The sequence below is a fragment of the Bacillus sp. T-10(2022) genome, from assembly GCF_056502895.1.
This window is the reverse complement of record NZ_CP113518.1, coordinates 3,218,067-3,240,199: the sequence shown is the minus strand read 5'-3', so window position 1 is coordinate 3,240,199 and position 22,133 is coordinate 3,218,067. Positions and strand designations below refer to the sequence as shown.

General features: G+C 36.7%; 16 protein-coding genes and 1 pseudogene. 16 read left to right on the top strand and 1 reads right to left on the bottom strand.

Features of this window, described 5'->3' with window-relative positions; genetic code table 11:
- Positions 1-198 precede the first annotated feature (198 nt).
- The 13 genes and pseudogenes from OSJ91_RS15795 to OSJ91_RS15735 all read left to right on the top strand — a co-directional run bounded on the left by OSJ91_RS15795 (position 199) and on the right by OSJ91_RS15735 (position 15,763).
- Complete coding sequence (locus OSJ91_RS15795; RefSeq protein WP_485891910.1) at positions 199-1,464, top strand: MFS transporter; 1,266 nt, start codon at positions 199-201, stop codon at positions 1,462-1,464.
- Positions 1,465-1,550: 86 nt separating this feature from the next.
- Positions 1,551-2,474, top strand: a complete 924-nt coding sequence (locus OSJ91_RS15790; RefSeq protein ID WP_485890018.1) for a bifunctional riboflavin kinase/FAD synthetase — start codon at positions 1,551-1,553, stop codon at positions 2,472-2,474.
- 422 nt (positions 2,475-2,896) lie between these two features.
- Positions 2,897-4,192 carry an IS110 family RNA-guided transposase gene (locus tag OSJ91_RS15785; protein ID WP_485890017.1) on the top strand — a complete coding sequence of 432 codons (1,296 nt, stop codon included), beginning with the start codon at positions 2,897-2,899 and terminating at the stop codon, positions 4,190-4,192.
- A gap of 544 nt (positions 4,193-4,736) precedes the next feature.
- Complete coding sequence (locus OSJ91_RS15780; RefSeq protein ID WP_034310898.1) at positions 4,737-5,177, top strand: cell wall hydrolase; 441 nt, start codon at positions 4,737-4,739, stop codon at positions 5,175-5,177.
- Between the two features lie 496 nt (positions 5,178-5,673).
- A complete protein-coding gene (locus OSJ91_RS15775; RefSeq protein WP_485890016.1) occupies positions 5,674-5,952 on the top strand; it encodes a hypothetical protein in 279 nt (92 codons plus the stop codon).
- Between the two features lie 259 nt (positions 5,953-6,211).
- Entirely contained in the window at positions 6,212-6,481 is a 270-nt protein-coding gene (locus tag OSJ91_RS15770) for a hypothetical protein (protein WP_350299076.1), read from the top strand.
- 183 nt (positions 6,482-6,664) lie between these two features.
- Positions 6,665-7,417 carry a DeoR/GlpR family DNA-binding transcription regulator gene (locus OSJ91_RS15765; RefSeq protein ID WP_350299075.1) on the top strand — a complete coding sequence of 251 codons (753 nt, stop codon included), beginning with the start codon at positions 6,665-6,667 and terminating at the stop codon, positions 7,415-7,417.
- A 550-nt stretch (positions 7,418-7,967) separates the two neighbouring features.
- Positions 7,968-8,948 carry an ABC transporter substrate-binding protein gene (locus tag OSJ91_RS15760; protein WP_485890015.1) on the top strand — a complete coding sequence of 327 codons (981 nt, stop codon included), beginning with the start codon at positions 7,968-7,970 and terminating at the stop codon, positions 8,946-8,948.
- Positions 8,949-9,028: 80 nt separating this feature from the next.
- Positions 9,029-10,594: a sugar ABC transporter ATP-binding protein gene (locus tag OSJ91_RS15755; protein ID WP_350299073.1), complete on the top strand. Its 1,566-nt coding sequence runs from the start codon at positions 9,029-9,031 to the stop codon at positions 10,592-10,594.
- 80 nt (positions 10,595-10,674) lie between these two features.
- Positions 10,675-11,577, top strand: a complete 903-nt coding sequence (locus tag OSJ91_RS15750) for an ABC transporter permease (RefSeq protein WP_225988884.1) — start codon at positions 10,675-10,677, stop codon at positions 11,575-11,577.
- Between the two features lie 46 nt (positions 11,578-11,623).
- Positions 11,624-12,667: pseudogene (locus OSJ91_RS15745) on the top strand (glycoside hydrolase family 32 protein); the annotation flags it as partial.
- Positions 12,668-12,745: 78 nt separating this feature from the next.
- Entirely contained in the window at positions 12,746-14,680 is a 1,935-nt protein-coding gene (locus OSJ91_RS15740; RefSeq protein WP_350302889.1) for a glycoside hydrolase family 32 protein, read from the top strand.
- A 117-nt stretch (positions 14,681-14,797) separates the two neighbouring features.
- Entirely contained in the window at positions 14,798-15,763 is a 966-nt protein-coding gene (locus OSJ91_RS15735; protein ID WP_350299072.1) for a carbohydrate kinase family protein, read from the top strand.
- A gap of 873 nt (positions 15,764-16,636) precedes the next feature.
- Here OSJ91_RS15735 and OSJ91_RS15730 read toward each other — a convergent pair.
- Positions 16,637-17,728, bottom strand: coding sequence for a GntR family transcriptional regulator (locus tag OSJ91_RS15730; RefSeq protein WP_350299071.1), 1,092 nt, complete (start codon positions 17,726-17,728; stop codon positions 16,637-16,639).
- Between the two features lie 333 nt (positions 17,729-18,061).
- Between OSJ91_RS15730 and OSJ91_RS15725 the strand changes: the two genes are divergently transcribed.
- The 3 genes from OSJ91_RS15725 to araA are packed head-to-tail and all read left to right on the top strand — an operon-like array spanning position 18,062 to position 21,867.
- Entirely contained in the window at positions 18,062-19,672 is a 1,611-nt protein-coding gene (locus tag OSJ91_RS15725) for a xylulokinase (protein WP_350299070.1), read from the top strand.
- A 22-nt stretch (positions 19,673-19,694) separates the two neighbouring features.
- On the top strand, positions 19,695-20,390 hold the full coding sequence (locus tag OSJ91_RS15720; protein WP_054395601.1) for an L-ribulose-5-phosphate 4-epimerase: 696 nt from the start codon (positions 19,695-19,697) through the stop codon (positions 20,388-20,390).
- A 52-nt stretch (positions 20,391-20,442) separates the two neighbouring features.
- The gene (araA, locus tag OSJ91_RS15715) at positions 20,443-21,867 is read left to right on the top strand and encodes an L-arabinose isomerase (RefSeq protein WP_350299069.1); all 1,425 of its coding nucleotides are present in this window, start codon (positions 20,443-20,445) and stop codon (positions 21,865-21,867) included.
- Positions 21,868-22,133: the final 266 nt, after the last annotated feature.

Here is a 22,133-nt window from a genome sequence, read left to right as displayed (position 1 = left end):
TTTTTCTTAATTAATAAGTATTAGAGGTTCCTTCTAAGGAAATTAGAAGGAGAGCTTAATAGTGATTGACCCATTAAAAAATTTTATGTGCCTAATTTAAGGAGTGAAATGAGAATGAGTCAAGTTGTTAAAGAAACACCTCAAAATATAAATATAGAAACTTCTTCAAAAGCAAAAGGTGGGGTTCCACGTTCTTTAATGTATCTCATATTGAGCATCTGTTTTTTTTGTATATTTGCAGATGGCTATGATTTGGGCATTTATGGAGCAGTTCTGCCTAGTTTATTAGACTACAAACCTTGGGGATTATCCCCTGCTCAAGCAGGTACGATAGGAAGCTATGCCCTATTTGGAATGCTAATTGGAGCTATTTTGATTGGTACAATTACTGATTTTTTCGGAAGAAAATGGACATTAGTGATTGCTGTTACTTTATTTTCACTGACAATGCTAGCTTGTGCATTGGCTACTTCACCAGAAATGTTTGGTTTGTTTCGTTTTATTGGTGGGATTGGGCTAGGTGGGGTTATTCCAACTGCATCTGCTCTTGTCATTGAATATTCACCTTCTCATCGTCGATCACTAAATTATTTACTTATGTTTTCGGGGTATTCCTTTGGTACAGTTTTAGGAGCTGTTTTAGCCATTTTCCTTTTAGATTCATTTGGTTGGAGATTGATGTTTTGGATCGGATCGATTCCTTTATTAGTAGTACCGATCATGATTAAGTTTTTACCGGAATCAGTAAGCTTCCTGCTTTCTCGGAATCGAAAAGAAGAAGCAGAAATGATTTGTAAGCGTTATCAAATGGATATTTCCATTTTTGTGGACCAAGAAGTAAAAATGGAAAAAGGGGCAGAGAAAGAAAAAAAATCAATTAAAGGTCTTTTCTCGAAGCAGTATCTTAGAGCCACATTGTTTATCTGGTTAACGTATATCATGGGCTTCTTTTTAGTCTATGGACTAAACACGTGGTTGCCGCAAATCATGAGAGAATTAGGCTATTCACTTAATTCCAGCTTGTCATTTTTACTAGTCATGAATCTTACAGCTGGAATAGGAGCTATTTTTGCTAGTACAATCGCCGACCGCTGGGGTTCAAAAAGGGTAATCGGAGTTTCCTATTTCTTTGCCGCGGTAAGTGCTTTCTTTTTAACGATTGGTGCACCACCGATTGCAATTACTTATTTATTAGTAGGGATAGCTGGTTTTGGTGCGGTAGGTGGTACACAAATCATGAATGCTTTCGTAACAAAGTATTATCCTGCTCAATCTAGGGCTACTGCATTAGGCTGGGGCCTTGGGATCGGAAGGATCGGAGCCATTTCAGGACCAGTACTTGTTGGATTCTTGTTAAGTATGAATGTGGACTTAATTTGGAGTTTCTATACATTCGTTATTGCAGGATTAGTTGCGGTAATTGGAATAATATTAATACCGAGTAAGAAAGGTGAAATTGTTTAATTAATCATAATGGCTCATATCCTTTCGGTGATGTGAAAGGATATGAGCTATTCTCAACAGAGGAATGTTACAAAGCCAAAAATAAGATGGAAAGCCGGAAGGAGCTGGTTATTTTGAAAACCACTTTTCTTAATCAAATTTCGGAATGTGTGCTAACCGAATCAAAACCATGTGTCATGGCTCTTGGCTTTTTCGATGGAATTCATTTAGGGCATAGACAACTGATAGAAAAGGCTAACCGGATCTCAAGACAAAAGAGATTAAAATTGGCTGTTTTGACATTTTTTCCACATCCACAAGAAGTACTAAATCAAGTGAAGTTTAATTATTTAATATCATTGGAAAGAAAAATAGAAATATTTGAGCATCTGGGTGTCGAGCAACTTTATGTGGTCCGTTTTGATAAAGATTTTGCAAGACTAGAACCAGAATTATTTGTCCAAAAATATCTTATTTCCTTACAAGTAAAAGATGTCGTCGCCGGGTTTGACTTTACATATGGCAGTAAAGGATTAGGTAACATGCTAACTCTTGAAACACATGGAAAAGGAGCATTTCGTGTAAATATGGTGTCAAAGGTAGAGTTATACGGAAAAAAAATCAGCTCTACTCTGATTAGGAACTTTTTGAATTCCGGACAGGTCAATCAAATTGCTGATTATCTGGGAGATCATTATCAAACGAAAGGATGTATAACTCAATTATATCCGCTTCTTCGCTTAAACCCTGTGTCTAAAGTAAGAATGAAAGTATCCTCCTTTAATACGCTACCAATTCATGGTTTTTATGAAGTAGATGTGTTAATGAAGGAACAAAGATTTCAGAGTGTTTGCTCTATTTATGCAAGAAAAGATGGAGAAGTTGCCGTCGAAATAGAGATTCCTAAACATATTAAAATAGCCAATCGTGAAGAGGTAACGATAAAATGGCTTAATGAATGGTCTGCAGAAAATTCCAAAATATTGCAAGGGCCAAAGGTTGAAAAATTATCGTTTTGGAAGGGGACCTAATATTTTAAAATTTTCAAAAACAAGGATGAAGAATATTAGTGACCCTCATCTATGGGTTCTTGTGCAAAAAATGAAAGACAAAAGAAATGGATCGTTTACTTTCTCTTGACCGTCTATTAAGGAGTCCCGTTCACAAATAGGAAAATGTACACTAAAAGTTTTTTACATTTATCCCAATAGGGTAAACTTATTGGGCCTTGCATTGTTCGAAAAAGTACACTTTTACGAACTTTTTTTTTGATTGTACTTCTTTAAAATAGAAACTGTAAACAATGCTTTGATTTTTCTTCTTCAACTAACGGGGCAGCATTCCTGTAATAACTGAAAATGAAGTTTGAACGAAAAAAGACCTCTTGATAAGATGAATGTGTCCTAAGCTGGCCAGCTAAAAAAGGACAAAACATCTATTTGGAGGTCTCACAATGAATTATAACCAAAATCATAAAATCACTCAAATTACTTCTGAAACCTTAATTGTCGGAGTAGATATAGCCAAGCACAATCATGTCGCAAGAGCACAGGATTTTAGAGGATTGGAACTGGGTAAAACGTGTTTCTTTGAAAATACGAATGCAGGATTTCATTCGTTTCTAGATTGGATTAACCAACTTGTTAAAGAGTGTAAGTTAAATCAAGTGATTGTAGGCATGGAGCCAACCGGTCACTACTGGTTAAATCTAGCTCATCTTCTAAAAGAGAATAATATTAAGTTCGTATCTGTCAATCCACTACATGTTAAACGAAGTAAAGAATTAGACGATAATTCACCTACAAAGAATGACGTGAAAGATGCAAAAGTCATCGCACAATTAGTCAAAGACGGAAGATACGCCGAACCAACAATTCCACAAGGAATTTATGCAGAACTCCGAGTGGCCAAAAAACTTCGCGATCTTCTCAACGTTGACTTACAAGTCGTTCAGGGACAAGTTCATAACTGGCTTGATCGTTACTTTCCCGAATTTTTGACAGTGTTCAAAAGTTGGGAAGGCAAGGCAGCTATTCATTTTCTAAAGCTAGAAGCCTTGCCACATGAACTTGTAAATTATACGGAAGAAGAGCTCTTACTTTCCTTAAGACAAGTGGTAAAACGCAGTATAGGCTTAAAGAAGATACGAGCACTCAAAGAAGCAGCCAATCGTTCGATTGGTATTCGTCAAGGGGCAGCTATGGCGAAATTAGAGTTGAGAGCTTTACTAGAGAAGTATGATTTTATTCAAATGAAATTCGAAGAATTAGATTATCAATTAGATCAGTTATTAGACCATATCCCAGGTGTTACTCAGATGTTAGAGGTGTCAGGAATCGGTCGAGATACAGTAGCAGGGTTTTTCGCAGAGGTCGGCGACCTCAGAGACTATCAACATCCTCGCCAAATCGTAAAATTAGCAGGTTTAAGTTTAAAAGAAAACACATCCGGAAAGCACAAAGGTCAGACCAAGATTACCAAACGGGGACGAAAGAAATTGAGGGCTCTCTTATTCCGGGCAGCCATGATACTGGTGGCAAAGAACAAGGCTTTTAAAGCTCTCCATATATATTACACAACACGTGCTCAGAATCCATTAAAAAAAATGCAATCTCTGATAGCCTTGTGTAACAAGCTTATTCGAATTCTGTTTTCAATCGGTAAAAAACAATTTACGTTTCAAGAAGACAAGATGTTAATGGATATCCCTCATATGGCAACATTTATGGTGCATCAAACAGTCGCATAGTTCATCGAATTTAAGGTTACACGGTCATTTAATTAACACTCATTTAAAAGTGAAGCACGGATTAGTCGGCAAAGCAACTAACGTGAGGGCTTAGATCCTGTGGGGCAGCATGACCGACATCCACCTCATGGAAAGGTTGAACGAAGGAATGTAGGAGCATCGACTCTGTGAGACATGGGAGGGTTGACCTCCATGAGACAAGTGGATATCCTAAAGTGCGATTATAACATTGATTAAACCAATTTTTTCCTATAATTGGCTAGTTTAGCATACACTTTTTTCGATAAATCCCTACCCTTGAGGAGTGATGCCGAGCTTACATAAATAACTGTTAATGATATGACTATGAAATTCGAAGAATTCTAGAGCAATCGTGAGATTGTGTTTAGTTTATTGAGGGAGGTTAGTTGAATAAAGGGAAAAAAGAATGCAATAGTTTTCATTTTACTTAAAAGCTGTAAGTAATTATAACTAAGCATTTATATTACATAAATAATGACATGACTGTAGGCTATTTTTCATACAATATTTTTGGGGTGGAAAAATGACAAGAGCAAAATACACAAGTTCAGACGTTGACTTAATGGCAAGGATGATGAGAGCAGAAGCCGAAGGTGAAGGAAAACAAGGAATGTTATATGTTGGAAATGTAATTGTGAATCGTCTTGTAGCTAATTGTTTAGACTTTAAAGGTTTAAGAACAATTCCACAAGTCATTTATCAAGTACAAGGAGGAAATTATTCTTTTGAAGCTGTTCAAAAAGGGAATGTATTTTATCAAAGAGCGAGAGGTATTGAAAGAAGATTAGCAGAACAGAATTTGAAGCACTGGAGACAGCATCCGGCTAGATATGCTCTTTGGTATTTTAATCCATATGCTCCATGCCCTCCAACATGGTATGATCAACCTCATACTGGTCAATTTAAAGACCATTGTTTTTATGAACCAAAACCTGGAACATGTGATAGTGTTTATAGAGGTTAAGCTTACTCTTTGAGTAAGCTTTTTTACATATTTAAAATATTTATACAATATAAAACTTTTAGTAATAGTTTTTATCTAAAAAAGTAAGATTGTGAATTATTGTACTTAAGCTAACGGGTGCGTTAGCTTAAGATCGGAGCTGTCTTTAAGGCAGCTTTTTCTTATGCAACTATCGGGGCAGGTTAGTGAAAGAAGGAATTTCCATTTTCCATACAAATGAAAAGGTGCTAAATGGTATGATTGTAAAAGAATAGTTCAGAACTTAATTTTTTAGGGGGGAATATATTCTTAAAAATGGTTAGAATTATCTTAGTTTTTATTATAGTCGAAATAGTAAAAACTAGATTTGTTCTTCAACGCGTCGCATTAGGTTAAAGAACGTAGATTGATTGGGGCAGTTTACAGCTTTTTTTAATGGAGCTAAAGGGTCAGGTTAGTTTAATAAGGAATGCTATAATAGCCTTAATTTTAAAACGATTTTAAGGAGTTAACTCTTATGATTATAAAAATTGACTTTAGTGACGATTTTATTCAATACATTTCTTGTTCAACAAAAGTAGGCAGGAAGATGAACAGTATTAATTTAAATTGGATTTTTGACGAGGAAAAGAATACAGAATATTGGGCTTTAGAAAATGGGGAAAGAATTCACCCTAATTATGATGCAAAAGCAATTGTTGAATGGTTAAACAATGTAAGATTTAAGCGAGGAATAGCGAAAGCTAAATTAATCACTAATCCTCAATTATGTGTTAAAAAGAAATTATATTTTTAAAGTGTTTCTTAAATGTTTAATGTTCAAACCATAAGATTGTGAAAAAATGCACTTAAACTACCATGAAAATAGCCTTCTGGAATTTAGGGGAAAAGGCAATACACAAGGCTGCCTAAGTAAATAAAGTGTCTAACTTTTTGGGTTCACTTCATGAACAGCTCTTTTTTTATACAACTAAAGGGGGAAGATAATCCAATAATAAAAAATTCATATTTACTACAATTTGGTAAAATGATTTAGAGGAGAAGGGTGGTTAATTATGAAAAAATATTTAGGGGTTATTTCGTTTGCTTTAATTATCTTGATTATTTGTTTCTTTGCTGGAACTATAATACAAGTAATTGATCCTGGAGTAACAATTTTTCGTGTAGTGATGATATGTGGAATCATTATCTCTTTCACTTTCTCTTTTCTCAGTGAGAAAGGACTTTGGAGAAAATTAGCTTTAGGTCTTAGTATATTTGTTGGTTTAGTTTACTTTATGGCCGTAGAATTAATGAGAATAATATTCCAGGGTAATGGATTTTAAATTGTTTATTCAACAAACAGGTGCGTTACTTCATTACCAGGTGCTGATCAACAGCTCCTTTTTCTTATGGGGGTACCCCTAATAGTTCTCACATGTCACTGCAAAATTCTATATACTAAAATTAATTAAACTAGAATACACGAAGAACCTTTAAATAGAAGTGAAACACGAGGAGGAGATATCATGCTTATTACGGAACGGCATCAATTAATTTTAAAGCTATTAAAAGAAAAGGAGAATGTTAAGATTCATGAGCTAGTAGTATTAACAAATACTTCAGAATCTACTTTGCGTCGTGATCTAGGTCAATTAGAAAAGCAGAACTACTTAAAACGTGTACATGGTGGAGCTTCACTTTTACATAGTAAACGAGACGAACCAAGTGTGTTTGAGAAAATAACGCAGAACCTTGAGGAAAAAGCTAAGATAGCAAAATATGCGGCAGAACTAATTTTGGACGGCGAATGTGTTTATCTTGATGCTGGAACAACAACGTATCAGATGATCAAACATTTAAGACAAAAAGATATCGTTGTCATTACAAACGGAATTGATCATTTAGATGCATTACTTGAAAATGATATATGTACATATTTTATTGGTGGATTTGTTAAAAAGATTACCAAAGCAACAGTTGGACGTTATGCATACGAAAGTATAAAAAAATACAGATTTGATAAGTGTTTCATGGGTGCGAACGCTATTCATTATAATTTTGGATTGACTACCCCAGATCCAGAAGAGGCGCAAATAAAAGAAAGAGCCATTTTTTTGTCACGTGAGGCCTTTGTATTAGCAGATCATACAAAATTTGGAGAAGTATCATTTTCTAAGTTTGCAGATTTAAACCAGACAAAAGTTATTACGAATGAAGAAGGTACAATAACGTTAGGAAAATATAAGGAGAAAACGGAGATAATTATTGTGAGGGACTAAAAACTAAATTTGCTATCGTTGGAGGAAAGCTGGTATTCAAACTGTCTGATTCAGACATTTAGAATACGAGCTTTTTTGAATATTCTGAAATTATTTTATTAAAAATTTTCCCCTTTGTTGTATCAATATAATAAAGAATGCTTGATTTATTGTAATGTGGCCAATTAACAATGAGGGAAAATCTGCTCCATGTATTAAACATTCCATTTGATACGTTTAATATTTTATGTTATCAATATACTTTTTGTAATAATTGGAACCATTGACAATTACAAGCAGCTTTAATATAATCAAAATCAATCAAAACCAACCAAATTCATTCAATTATAATTCTAATGTGAAAGGGGTAATTATATTGTTTTACAAAGGATGAAAGCGTTATCAATAAATTAGATGTCAATGTGAAAAACTATCAAAATCAACCATATCTCCATTATTTCAACCAAAAATATTCATTTAAGGAGGTGATCTAGTTTAAGAGATTGAGAGCGGTAACAATTTCTCGTTCTGTAGCTGATTATTTTCATCTTCAAAAACTAGGGGGATTAATATGGTGAAAAATGTAACAATACTAGGAGTACTAGTTTTGGCGTTTGTAATTGCCGCGATGACGGCATGTAGTGGGGCTAGTGAATCATCAAATGGATTAGCAGACGGTAACGAAGGGCAAGAAGGTAACAAACAATTAACGATCGGTGTAGCGGTGGGTAGTTTAGCAAACCCTTTCTTCGTCTCCATGGGTAAAGGTGCTGAAGAAGCAGGAAAAGAATTAGGTGCTGAAGTTCTAGTTGAAAGCGCTGAATATGATTTAGCAAAACAAGCAGCTCAAATTGAAAACTTTATTACAAAAAAGGTAGATATTATTCTTTTAAATGCTGTTGATACAAAAGGAATTGCGGCAGCTGTTCAACAGGCCAAAGCTGCTGATATTCCAGTAGTTGCTGTAGATACTAATGCTGAAGGTGGTGTCGATGCCACTGTTACTTCAGACAACTATCAAGCTGGTAAACTGGCCGGAGAATATGTGATTGAACAATTAGGTGGAAAAGGAAAAATAGTTATTATTGATGGACCTCCTGTTTCGGCTGTATCTGATCGTATTCAAGGATTTGAAGATGCAATAAAGGATTCCGAAATTAAAGTTATTGCGAAGCAAAATGGAGAAGGGAATCGCGAAAAGGCATTAACGGTGATGGAAAGTATTTTACAAGCTAATTCATCAGGCTCTATTGACGCTGTATTTGCGATTAATGATCCAGAAGCAATTGGTGTTGAAATTGCTCAAGAGCAAGCGAATCGTAAAGATGAATTTTTCATTGTCGGAGTAGACGGTGCTCCTGAAGCCACAGAAGCAATGGCAAAGGAAGGAAGTACAATTGCTGCAACTTCAGCTCAGTCACCTAGTAACATGATCAAAAAAGCTGTTGAAATCGGAATGAAAGTGAAAAATGGTGAAGAAGTTGAGGAGCTTATTAAAGTTCCAGTTGAGATTGTGACTCAAGATACATTAGATTCTTACGAAGGTTGGTAAGAATCTTTCAATAAATGGGCTGATAAGGATTCCTCCTTTAATCAGCCTATTCAAATCAATATAAGGGGTGAGATGAAGGTATGGCTGTGAATGAAATGTCCCTTAAAGGCCAACAAAGTCTAAAAAAGCCAGTGTTGAATATGGAAGGGATTAGTAAAACGTTCTCAAGTGTAACCGTATTGAACAATGTGAGAATTGAACTTTATCCAGGTGAAGTACATGCATTAATGGGAGAGAATGGCGCTGGAAAGTCAACTTTCATGAAAATCCTCGCAGGCATTCATACACCTGATGACAATGGTGGGAAAATCTACTTAAAAGGTCAACCAATTTTATGGAAGGACCCTACTGATGCAAGGAACAAAGGAATTAGTGTTATTCATCAGGAGTTAAACCTTTCTCCTAATTTAACAATAAGTGAAAATATCTTAATGGGTTCGACCTTTCCTAGAAATGGTTTTGGAATGGTGAAATGGGATGAGGTCCATGAACGTGCCCAAGAGGTGTTAGATTCAATGGGGTCGAATCTAAATCCACGCCAATTGGTTTCGACCTTAAGTGTTGCTCAACAACAAATGGTCGAGATCGCTCGAGCATTATCCTTTAATGCAGAGGTACTCATAATGGATGAACCAACCGCCTCTTTAACAGATAAAGAAATAAAAAAGCTGTTTGAAATTATTGATGATTTGAAAAAGCAGGGAGTTGCTATTGTATATATCTCTCACAGAATGGAAGAAATCTTTAAAATTTCTAATAGGTTCACTGTATTACGTGACGGTGAATGGATTGCAAGTGGGCCGATTGAAGAGACAAATCCTGATCATCTCGTAAAGCTGATGGTAGGACGGGATTTAAAAGACTTGTTTAATCGGTCAAAAGCTTTTGGTGCAAAAAATCCAAAGGAAGTTTCACCTGTACTTGAATTGAAAAATGTTTCTGATAACACAATTGTAAAGAATGTATCTTTAAAAATTTACCCAGGTGAAATTGTTGGTTTGGCGGGGCTTGTTGGTGCTGGTAGAACAGAATTGGTTAGGGCCATTTTCGGTTTGTCCGAGTTGAAAAGTGGCGAAATATTGGTTGATGGTCAATCTGTTAGAATCAAATCCTCAATAGATGCTATTGCGAATAGGATTGCACATGTACCTGAAAGCAGGAAAGAACAAGGGTTATTTTTATCAATGTCCGTAAAAGAGAACATCATAATGGCTGAATTGAAAAAACACGCTAAAGCAGGAATTGTTAATTGGAAGCAAGCAAATGAAAGCGCTAACCAATATATTGAAGACTTAAATATAAAAATAGCTTCCCCAGAACAGCAAGTATCAAACTTAAGCGGTGGGAATCAACAAAAGGTAGTGATTGCTAGGTGGCTATCAATTGCACCAAAGGTATTACTACTCGATGAGCCAACACGAGGGGTTGATATAGGTGCCAAGACTGAAATCCACAAGATTGTTTCAAAGCTTGCAGATGAAGGATTGGCCGTTTTAATGATATCATCTGAACTTCCTGAAGTATTGGGGGTAAGTGATCGAATACTTGTCATGAGTGAAGGAAGGTTAACAGGCGAGCTTTCGAAGGAAGAAGCTACACAGGAAACAATTATGCGTTTAGCTACCAAAGGGGGGAGAGAGAAATGAGAGGGAATACGCAAACTATTACACATTCACAACGCCTAAATATAGGAAATGTCCTTTATTCTTTATGGAATAGGCTTGGCATGATCATGATTTTATTATTATTGTGTGTAGTACTTTCATTTACAGCACCAAATTTTTTAGATACAGCCAATTTATTGAATGTATTAAAACAAGTTTCTATTATTGCTATTTTAGCTGCTGGGATGACAATTGTTATTTTAACTGGTGGTATTGATTTATCAGTTGGTGCAACAGTTGCTCTATCTGGCGTTATCTCAGTCATGGTCTCTTCTGCAGGAGTTAATCCTATTATTGCGATGTTATCAGGCGTACTAGTAGGGTATGCAGTAGGACTGATTAATGGATTTCTCACAGCCAAAGCAAAGTTACCAGCATTTATTGTGACATTAGGCAGCTTCACATATGTTCGTGGACTCGCTTATGTCATTAGTGGCGGTTATCCAATTGTTTTACAAAACGAAACATTTAAATTCATCGGTGGTGGAAGTATTTTTGGAATCCCCACTCCTATTTATATCATGTCTTTAGTATATGTTGTGATGTTTTTTGTTCTTAAATATACGATGTTTGGTCGTCATATTTATGCGATTGGTGGCAATGAAGAGGCAGCTCGGTTAACTGGAATTAAGGTTGAAAAGTCTTTAATCAATGTGTATTCGATTAGTGGTTTACTAGCTGGTTTAGGAGGAGTCGTTTTAGCGGGAAGGTTGTTTTCTGGACAGCCAACTGCTGGTCAAATGTATGAATTAGACGCAATTGCTGCTGTTATTCTAGGAGGAACAAGTTTAACAGGTGGAAAAGGGAAAATAATAGGAACAATTATTGGGGTTTTGATTATGGGGGTAATCAGTAATGGGTTAACTCTAATGGATGTCAACTATTATTGGCAGTTAGTTGTAAAAGGTGGAGTTATTGTAGCAGCCGTTTTATTAGATCGATTGCGCGGAAATAGTCCAGCATAACGATCACATGTCATTTTAGATTTTAAAAAAGGGATGTGAAATAAAAGTGAAGAGGATTATTAGTATTCTCCTAATATGTTCAACTGTCACTTGTTTACCATTTAATAGTGCATATGCAGAAGACCCTGGGTATTATAATGAACCATACCGTAATCAATTTCATTTTTCTCCTGAAGCTAACTGGATGAATGATCCGAATGGTATGGTTTTTTATAAAGGTGAATATCATTTGTTTTATCAATATCATCCGTATGGAACGACATGGGGACCGATGCATTGGGGGCATGCTGTCAGTAAAGATCTTGTTAATTGGGAGCATTTGCCGATTGCTTTATCGCCGGATGAAAACGGTCAGATTTTCTCGGGGAGTGCTGTTATTGATTGGAACAATACAGCTGGCTTTGGAAAAGAAGCAATGGTTGCCATCTTTACGCATGCAGGGGATAAGCAAGTCCAAAGTATAGCGTATAGCCTAGACAAAGGAAGAACCTGGGAAAAGTATAAAGGGAATCCCGTAATGCCAGACCCTCCTTTACGAGATTGGCGCGATCCTAAAGTATTTTGGCATGAAGAATCAAACCAATGGGTTATGTCGTTAGCGGCTAAGGATAAGATCATGTTTTATACCTCACCTAATTTAAAAGAGTGGGAGTATGCAAGTGAATTCGGCGAAGATGGTGGAATACAAGCAAATAGCTTAGACAGAACTTCTTATACCATGTCATCCCAGACAGGTGAATCATTTAGCTATGAGGGAGATATTACCCTTAATGAGAAGAATGGGAGAGAAGGGGCAGGCGGTTTAGTTTTTCGGTCAGATAGGAGTGCAAAGAACGGCTATGTTGCGAGCTTAGATGCCAAAAACGATGTCATAACATTAAGTAAGAATGTAGATGGAACAAACGAGGAAATTGCGAGAAAACCTTTTACCCTCAAAACTTCAACTACCTACCATGTGAAGGTGGAAACAGATGGGGATCAAATTCAAGTCTCTGTAAACGATCAATCTGTTATAAAAAAAACAGATATAGAATTCGATTATGGATACTATGGATTGTCAGCGTGGAATTCAACGGCTGCCTTTCGAAATGTGGAGTTCAAGAATACATCTAACTTTGAAACCAATTTATCAAAATGGACAGATGTAAACGGAAGCTGGGAGAACACGATGGATGGAAAAAGTGGAACATCTACGGAGGATGCTTTTGTAATGAGTGGTCAAACAGGGGATAACTTTTTTTATGAAGCAAACATAGAGATATCTGGGGAAAAAGGTGGCAATGGAGCGGGCTCGCTCGTTTTTCGTGCAGATCCTAATGCAACAAACGGTTATATGGCGAATATCGATGCTTTAAACGATACAATAAAATTCATGAAAATCGAAAATGGAGACATATCCATTCTAGCTGAAAAAACAATAAATCTAGATACAGATAAAAGGTACCATTTAAAAGCAAGCACTCATGGGAAAAATATTAAAATTTCTTTAGATGGTAATCTCATTCATGATGTAAATGATTCAACTTTTTCATCAGGGCATTTTGGCTTAAATGTTTGGAATTCATCCACGTTATTCCAGAATGTTCAAGTTGGTAAGAACATCATGACAAATGAGAAGGAAATTACTAATCATGATTTTGAGACAGGTGATCTAACTGGGTGGAGTACAATCGAAGGTAATGCTTTCACAAACGATCATGTGACAAATGTAGCATCATACTGGGGAGGGGATTTCGGCCACCAAGGAAACTACCACTTATGGGGGTTTACTGATCTTCAAAAGGGAGATGACGCAACAGGTGAACTACACTCCTCATATTTTAAACTAGATGGCTCTGGAGAAATCAACTTTCTGTTGGGCGGTGGTAATGATATCAACAACCGCTATGTTTCGTTAGTGAGAGCCTCTGATAATCAAGAATTAATTCGACAAGCCAATACCAAATTTAAAGAAGAAAAATATCAAAAATACGTCTGGGATGCTTCTAAATACATTGGAGAAGTGTTATATATTAAAGCTGTAGACCAAGCTACAGGTGGTTGGGGTCATTTAAACATGGATGATGTTAATGTTTATAATGAAGGGGCCATGCCAAATGAAGTTGACCAAGTTGCCAAAGAGCCTGAGAAAGACGATTCGAAAGAAAGCGGCATCCTTACAGACTGGTCTGCTGTTTCTGGAGAGTGGATACCTTCTACTCATGGTAGTAACGGAGGGATTTGGGAATGTCCTACTCTAATCGAATTACCAATTGATGGTGATCCTTCAAAAACAAAATGGGTACTACAGGTAAGCATTAATGATGGCGCTCCTGCAGGCGGGTCAGGTATGCAATATTTTGTAGGTACCTTTGACGGGAAAACGTTTAAAAATGAAAATCCTTCCGATCAAGTGTTATGGACTGACTACGGGGCAGATTATTATGCCGCAGTAGATTGGAGCGGAATTGAAGGTAAGAATGGCGAAAAATATTGGATTGGCTGGATGAGTAATTGGCAATATGCAAATAATACACCAACCTCGACTTGGAGAAGTTCAACGACATTGCCAAGAAAGATGGAGCTAACTCAGACAGATGAAGGTTTACGTTTAAAACAAACACCAGTTTCTTTAAAAACCATTCGAGATAAGAGTGAAAAAAATTCATATAAAAATAAAGTCATATCTGGTGAAAGTAATCTCCTATCTAAACTATCAGAAGATACATTTGAAATGATAGCTGAGTTTGATGTAGATGATATAAAAGCAACTGAATTCGGCTTTCAAGTTCGTAAAGGAGCAACTGAATATACGACTATTGGCTATGATGTTGCCACCAAACAGTTATTCGTAGACCGTTCAAGTTCAGGAAGCTTTGATTATGGGAACAATGTAGTCGGTAAGCATGACGGACCGTTAAATGCATTAAATGGGACTGTGAAAATGCATATTTTCATTGACCGATCTGCTGTAGAAGTGTTTGGAAACAAAGGTGAAACGGTTATTTCTGATCAAATTTTCCCGGATCCATCAAGTAAAGGATTACAAATTTATAGTAAGGGTGGAGAAGTTACATTAAAGTCTTTGAAAATATACCCTTTAAAGAGTATATGGAAAAGATAAAGACTAAATTTCAATCCTATTAAAGAGGGGTTGATAGTAAGAGTTTATGAAGGCTGTCGAAAATGATCGATAGCCTTTCATTTTACCTAAATCACAAGAATGGAGAGTGTAATGTAAATGAATAAAACAAACCGCGCAGTCATATGCGTTGGGGAGCTTTTGATCGATTTTTATTGTACAGATATTGATGTTAATTTAATAGAAGGTAATCATTTTCTAAAGAAAGCCGGGGGTGCACCAGCAAATGTCGCAGCTACTATTTCAAAGCTAGGTGGGGAAGCGAGTCTTATTGGAAAAGTAGGAAATGACCCATTTGGATTATTTTTAATAGAAACGATAAAAGAGGTAGGGGTTGATACATCGATGATTGTTACTGACGATTTAGCACCAACTACTTTAGCGTTTGTTTCTTTACAAGCAAATGGTGAAAGGGATTTTGTATTCAATAGAGGAGCGGATCGAAATTTAACAGAGGATAACTTATACCTAGATAGATTAAGTGGTGCAAAGATCATTCACTTTGGATCTGCAACTGCATTTCTGGAAAACCCTTTTAAAACAACTTATTTAAAGGCAATGGAATTTGCAAAAAATAGGGGGATATTTCTATCGTTTGACCCTAACTTCCGACATGATTTATGGAAAAATAGAGTGGCTGAATTTATTAGTTTAGCTAGAAAGGGAATATCAATGGCTGACTTTGTAAAAGTAAGTGAAGTAGAGCTTGAACTAATCACGGGAAAAATGGATAAATATGATGGAATAGCAATGCTCCATCAATTAGGGGTAAAAATTGTGGCTGTTACCCTTGGATGGGAAGGCACTCTTCTTTCAAATGGAAGTGGAATGAGTGTAATAAACAGTGTCGAAGTAAAGTCAATTGACTCAACTGGTGCTGGTGATGCATTTGTCGGTGCTGCTTTATTTCAATTTGCAAATCTTGAGTCCTATGACACAATTTTTAGTGATTTTAGTAAACTTAAAGAGATCATTCTTTTTGCAAATAAAGTAGGTGCCGTAGTGTGTACGAAGGTAGGAGCGATTTCTTCTCTACCAAACGAAGAGGATATATATAAGATTTAGTCTTCATCATATCGTTTCGGATTGTGAAAAAATCGCGGTACACCTGGCTTAGGAGGTCTTGGTGCATCGCGATTTTTTTGGGATCTACATTCGAAGGTTTCTTTATTGATGTTAAAGGAATATCCTACTTCAGAGGCGGTATTAACAGCCGGGGAAAGTAGACTAGCAGAGAGTGTTATAGAGTTCTGTTCTAGCCGATCGGGTGAAGGGGCATGGGAAAGCAAATAACAATGGACTCCGCATCTCGAAATCCACTTCAAATAAACGTGTATGAAAGTCACGTAATCGATCTTCGAAAGTGATCCTGGAGTAACAACGTTTCGTGTAGTGATGATATGTGGAATCATTATATCTTTCTCTTTTCTCAGTGAGAAAGGACTTCTGAGAAAATTAGCTTTAGGTCTTAGTATATTTGTTGGTTTAGTTTAATTTATGGCCGTAGAATTAATGAGAATAATATTCCAGGGTAATGGATTTTAAATTGATTATTCTACAAACAGGTGCTACTTCATTACCAGGAGCTGATCAACAGCTCCTTTTTCTTATGCAACTAAAGGGGCAGGTTAGCTCGATAGCCAGTATATAATTGTACACCGTTTGCTTGGTACATCCTATCATATCGGCGATTTCCGTATAGTTTCGACCCTTTAAATTACATCAAGATACATTGGTAGCGCTAAAACATCCTTAAATCTTTTAAACCGTGCAAGCATTTTTTTATTTCTAGGATTTCTGGGTTAAGGGTTTCCTTTTGAATGGTTTTCATCATTTGACTACCTCCACATAGGTATGATTGGTTACCTAATAAGAATTAGACAAACATTCCCAAAAACCTCTAATTCCATTTATATAGTGATTGATCACACACTAAGATTATTGTATTTCTAACTCTTTGACAGTTTCACCTTCAATTAACACTGGTTGATAATAGGTTTCGTTTGGTAAATCCTTCTTTCCTTGTAATTTCTTAATGACCCAATCAGCTGCATCATGTCCCATTTGTTCTTGTGGGTGTGTCAATGTCGTTAGTTTGATATTAGCATTTTTCGCAATATAAGAATTGTCCTGGCCAATAATCGATAATTGTTCGGGAATAGAAATATCAAGTTGTCTGCATACATTTGCTACCTCCAACCCTACTTCGTCGTTATAGCAAACAATGGCAGTCAACACGTCTCTATTTTCATTTAAGAACCCTTTCAAGTTCGTGTATAGGTCTAGCTTCGTTTCTGTAGTATACGAAAGCAATTGCTCTGGTTGAAAGCGTAATTTGGCTTCTCCAAGTGCTTTTATATATCCCTTCATTCGATACTTTCCTTGTAAATCATCCATCTTCGAAATGATTCCAATTTGGGTGTGTCCTTTCGAAATCAATTCTTTTGTTGCGAGATAGCTTGACTGCACATCATCTAGGCAAAAGAAAGGAACCTCTAACTCTTCATAATAAGCGTTGATCATGATGAATGGAACCTCTTGTTCCTTAAACAATAGGTAGTAAGCGATGTTGGGATTGTATAGATTGCTTTTTGTAGGTTCAATGATCAAACCATCCACGCCAAATGACAACATCATTTCCAAGGCTTTTTTTTCTTGTTCGACATCATTATTTGTACTGGCTAATAATAACGAATAATTATCTTCATTCAATCTTCTTTCAATTCCGCGGATAATAGAAGGGAAAATGTAATCAGAAATGTAGGTCGTGATTACACCGATGGTTTTATTTTTGGAATTGCCACCAGATTTTGATTGATATTGGTTACTAACATATGTACCAGATCCTTTTTCACTTCTTAAGAATCCCTCGTTTGATAATTCTAAAATGGACTTTCGTACAGTGTGTCGGCTAACGTTGTACATTTCTTGCATGACAGTTTCAGTAGGAATTTGTTCCCCTACACTATATTCACCTGTAAGGATTTTATTTTTTAAATCATCAATGATTACCTGATACTTTGGTTTCATTAAATCTCACTTCTTTCATAGTTGTTTGCATTCTAATTATTTGCTTGAAATATTTGTGCGGACATATTCTAACATAGTTTTGAATAAATTAAAACAACTCACCTTAGTTTTTTGTATAAATTATCGAAAAGTTATAAATTCCTCCTATTTACCACTTAGTCATATAAATTCCTTTATTACTAATTTTAAAGTGAGGGTTGAGGATTTTTCTTAAAAGTTGTAAGTATAAATAATATTTAATGTTGACAAATGTACGTACAAAAAATATAATATGGTTGTTACTAAATTTAAGCGCCTCCTTTTATTGAAAGCGCTGCCAGAAGGGGGATTAACGTGCAAACGAATATATTAAAAATTAAACAAGCGATTACCGGGGGAGAAACTTCACTTGGAATCGAATTTGGATCCACACGTATTAAAGCGGTGTTGATTAATAATCGTTATGAAACAATCGCATCTGGAAGTTATGAGTGGGAGAACCTCTTGGAAGATGGAATTTGGACGTACAACTTAGTGGATATTATCACTGGTTTGCAAACAGCTTATAGTGAAATGAAGGAAGAAGTTGAACGGAATTACGGAATTACAATTCGAAAAATAGGTTCTATTGGATTTTCTGCAATGATGCATGGCTATATGGCTTTTGACAGTACAGGGGAGCTACTTGTTCCGTTTCGAACTTGGCGTAACTCAACAACTGGAGTTGCAGCAAATGAATTAACTAATCAATTTCAATTTAATATCCCTGAACGATGGAGTATTGCTCATCTTTATCAAGCAATATTGAATGAAGAGAAACATTTGCCTCGCATTGATTATATTACGACTTTGGCTGGATACATTCACTGGTTATTGACTGGTAATAAAGCAATTGGCATTGGAGATGCTTCAGGCATGTTCCCAATTGATGAATCAACGCAAGATTACAATGAACCAATGGTCAAGCAGTTTGACGCATTAATTGCGAAAAAAGGTTATCCTTGGAAGCTAAAAGAGATTCTTCCTAAAGTCTACATTTCAGGCGAGCAAGCGGGTGAATTAACCGAAATTGGAGCGAAAATCCTGGATAGATCAAGTAATTTACAACCAGGCACTCCAATTTGCCCACCAGAAGGCGATGCTGGAACTGGAATGGTTGCTACGAATAGTGTGAGGAAACGTACTGGCAACGTCTCAGTGGGAACTTCCGTTTTTGCCATGATTGTACTAGAGAAAGAACTTTCAAAAGTATATCCAGAAATTGATTTGGTAACTACACCAAACGGAAGTCCAGTTGGAATGGTTCACGCGAATAACTGTTCAAGTGATCTCAATGCTTGGCTGGGATTGTTCCGTGAATTTTCTGAGGCAATGGGACAAAAAATTGATACAAATAAATTATTTGAAGTAATGTTGAATAAGGCTTTGGAAGCGGATCCAGATGGTGGCGGTTTGCTTAGCTACGGTTATTTCTCAGGTGAAAATATCACAGGATTAGAAAAAGGGCGACCATTATTTGTCCGCTCGCCTGAGAGTCAATTCAATTTAGCAAACTTTATGCGGACTCACCTTTTTACTGCTTTCGGTGCATTGAAAATCGGAATGGGTATTTTGACAAAAGAAGAAAATGTTGCAATTGATCGTATTTTGGCTCACGGTGGTTTATTTAAAACCCCTCTTGTTGGACAAAAAATTATTGCGGCTGCAATGAATACTCCAGTATCAGTTATGTCAACAGCAGGAGAAGGCGGCGCGTGGGGAATGGCGATTCTTGCATCTTACATGATGAATAAAGATCAAAAAGAAAGTTTAGAAGACTTCCTCGACAAAAAAGTATTCGAAGAGGTTTATGGACAAGAAATTTATCCTGATCAAGTAGATGTTAAAGGATTTGAAGCATTTATTGAAAGATACAGGAAGGGTTTAGTGATTGAGCAGGCTGCTGTAGACAATTTGATGTTATGAGTGGAAAACTGGAGGGATTGACGTGTTAGAACAACTGAAAGAAGAGGTATTTCAAGCAAATTTGGACTTGCCTAAATATGGTCTCGTGAAATATACATGGGGAAATGCAAGTGCCATTGATCGTGAAAGCGGTTTATTTGTTATCAAACCTAGTGGTGTTGATTACGAAACGATGAAAGCCAGTGATATGGTCGTTGTTGATTTAGATGGCAATGTTGTTGAAGGAGAGTTGAGGCCTTCATCAGATACAGCGACTCACGCAGTACTTTATAAGTATTACCAAGAAATCGGCGGCATTGTACATACTCATTCAACTTGGGCGACAATCTGGGCTCAAGCAGGCCTTGATGTTCCAGCGATGGGGACCACTCATGCAGACACATTTTACGGATCCGTCCCATGTGCCCGCTATCTAACACAAGAGGAGATTGATCGTGGGTACGAAGTGGAGACTGGGAAGTTAATCATCGAAACATTTGAAGAGCGTGGGTTAGACATTTTAGCCGTTCCTGGTGTCTTACTTCATGGTCATGGTCCGTTTACTTGGGGCAAAGATGCAAAATCCGCCGTAATGAATAGTGTGGTGTTGGATGAAGTTTCGAAAATGAATTTATTTACACGGGATTTAAATCATTTTGCAAAAGAATTACCACAAAATATTTTGGATAAACACTATTTACGAAAACATGGAAAATATGCTTATTACGGTCAAAAGTAAGATCAACTCTATTAAATTATCAAACCATTAGAATTAAGAAAAGAGGATTATTATGTTAACAACAGAAAAAAAGGAATTTTGGTTCGTCGTAGGATCACAACATCTATATGGGGAAGAAGCGTTAGCAGAGGTCAAGGCGCATGCACAAAAGATAACCGATGCATTAAATGAAAGCGGTTTTTTACCTTATCCACTTGTATTGCAAGATTTAGCTGTTAGTGCAGATAAAATCACAAGCATCATGAAAGAAGTCAACTATCGTGACGAAGTTGCCGGTGTCATCACTTGGATGCATACTTTCTCACCTGCAAAAATGTGGATTCGTGGAACAAAATTATTACAAAAACCATTGCTTCATTTAGCTACACAGTTCAATGAAAGTATTCCTTGGGCAACGATTGATATGGACTTTATGAACCTGAACCAATCCGCGCATGGTGACCGTGAATATGGTTTTATCAATGCCCGTTTGAAAAAACAAAATAAAGTTGTTGTAGGTTATTGGGAGCGCCATGAAGTGCGACAGCAAATTGCACAATGGATGGACGTAGCGGTTGCTTATAACGAAAGCTTCAACATTAAGGTCGCTCGCTTTGGAGACAACATGCGTAACGTTGGAGTAACCGAAGGGGATAAGGTAGAAGCGCAAATCCAATTTGGGTGGACAGTTGATTATTTTGGAATCGGAGACCTTGTTCAATATGTAAATGCTGTTACTGATGAAGAAATTGATGCTTTATTTGCAGAATACGAAGGCCTTTATGAATTTGATTATGGTACCTACAGTAGGGAAGATTGGGAGAAAAGCGTAAAGGTACAGGTAAGCTATGAAATTGCGATTAAACGTTTCCTTGATGATGGCGGTTACACGGCCTTTACAACGAACTTCGAAGATTTATATGGAATGAAACAACTTCCTGGTCTTGCCGTTCAACGTTTGATGGCACAAGGATATGGCTTTGCGGGTGAAGGAGATTGGAAGACGGCAGCACTTGATCGCTTACTGAAAGTGATGAGCCATAACCAATCAACTGGCTTTATGGAAGATTACACATATGAATTAGCTGCTGGACAAGAATCAATCCTTCAATCACATATGCTTGAAGTCGACCCATCTTTAGCAAGTAACAAACCAAAAATTGTCGTATCTCCATTAGGTATAGGTGATCGTGAAGATCCAGCACGTTTAGTATTCGACGGCAAAGCAGGAGACGGTGTCGTTGTTTCCATGGCTGACTTTGGTACAAACTATACACTTTTGATTAATGAGGTTTCTGCATTCGAGCCAACAGTTCCAGCACCAAACCTGCCAGTGGCCCGTGTACTTTGGGAAGTGAAGCCAAACTTCCAAGATGGAGTGAAAGCTTGGCTTGAGAATGGTGGCGGTCACCATACAGTTGTATCATTGAATTTAACAACAGACCAAATCATAACCTATGCCAAACTTGTTGGCTTGGAATACGTAGTTATTAAGTAATGTCTCTCCCTCCAAGGAGGCTATGCTTCCTTGGAGGGAAAAAATAGGTAATCCAGAAGTTGAAGAATGGAAATAGTGACCATTAGTATGATCCCTTTATTTTCGTAAGCGTTTTCGTGTTTTTTAGGGAAAAGATGAAAGCGTTTTAATAGACAATGACGACACGGAATTCATCCTAATAAATAATTTTTACGATGGAAACTGGCATGTATTTGTAGTTTGAAAACACTATTATTATTTCTCAAAAAGCAATCAATATTTTTCGT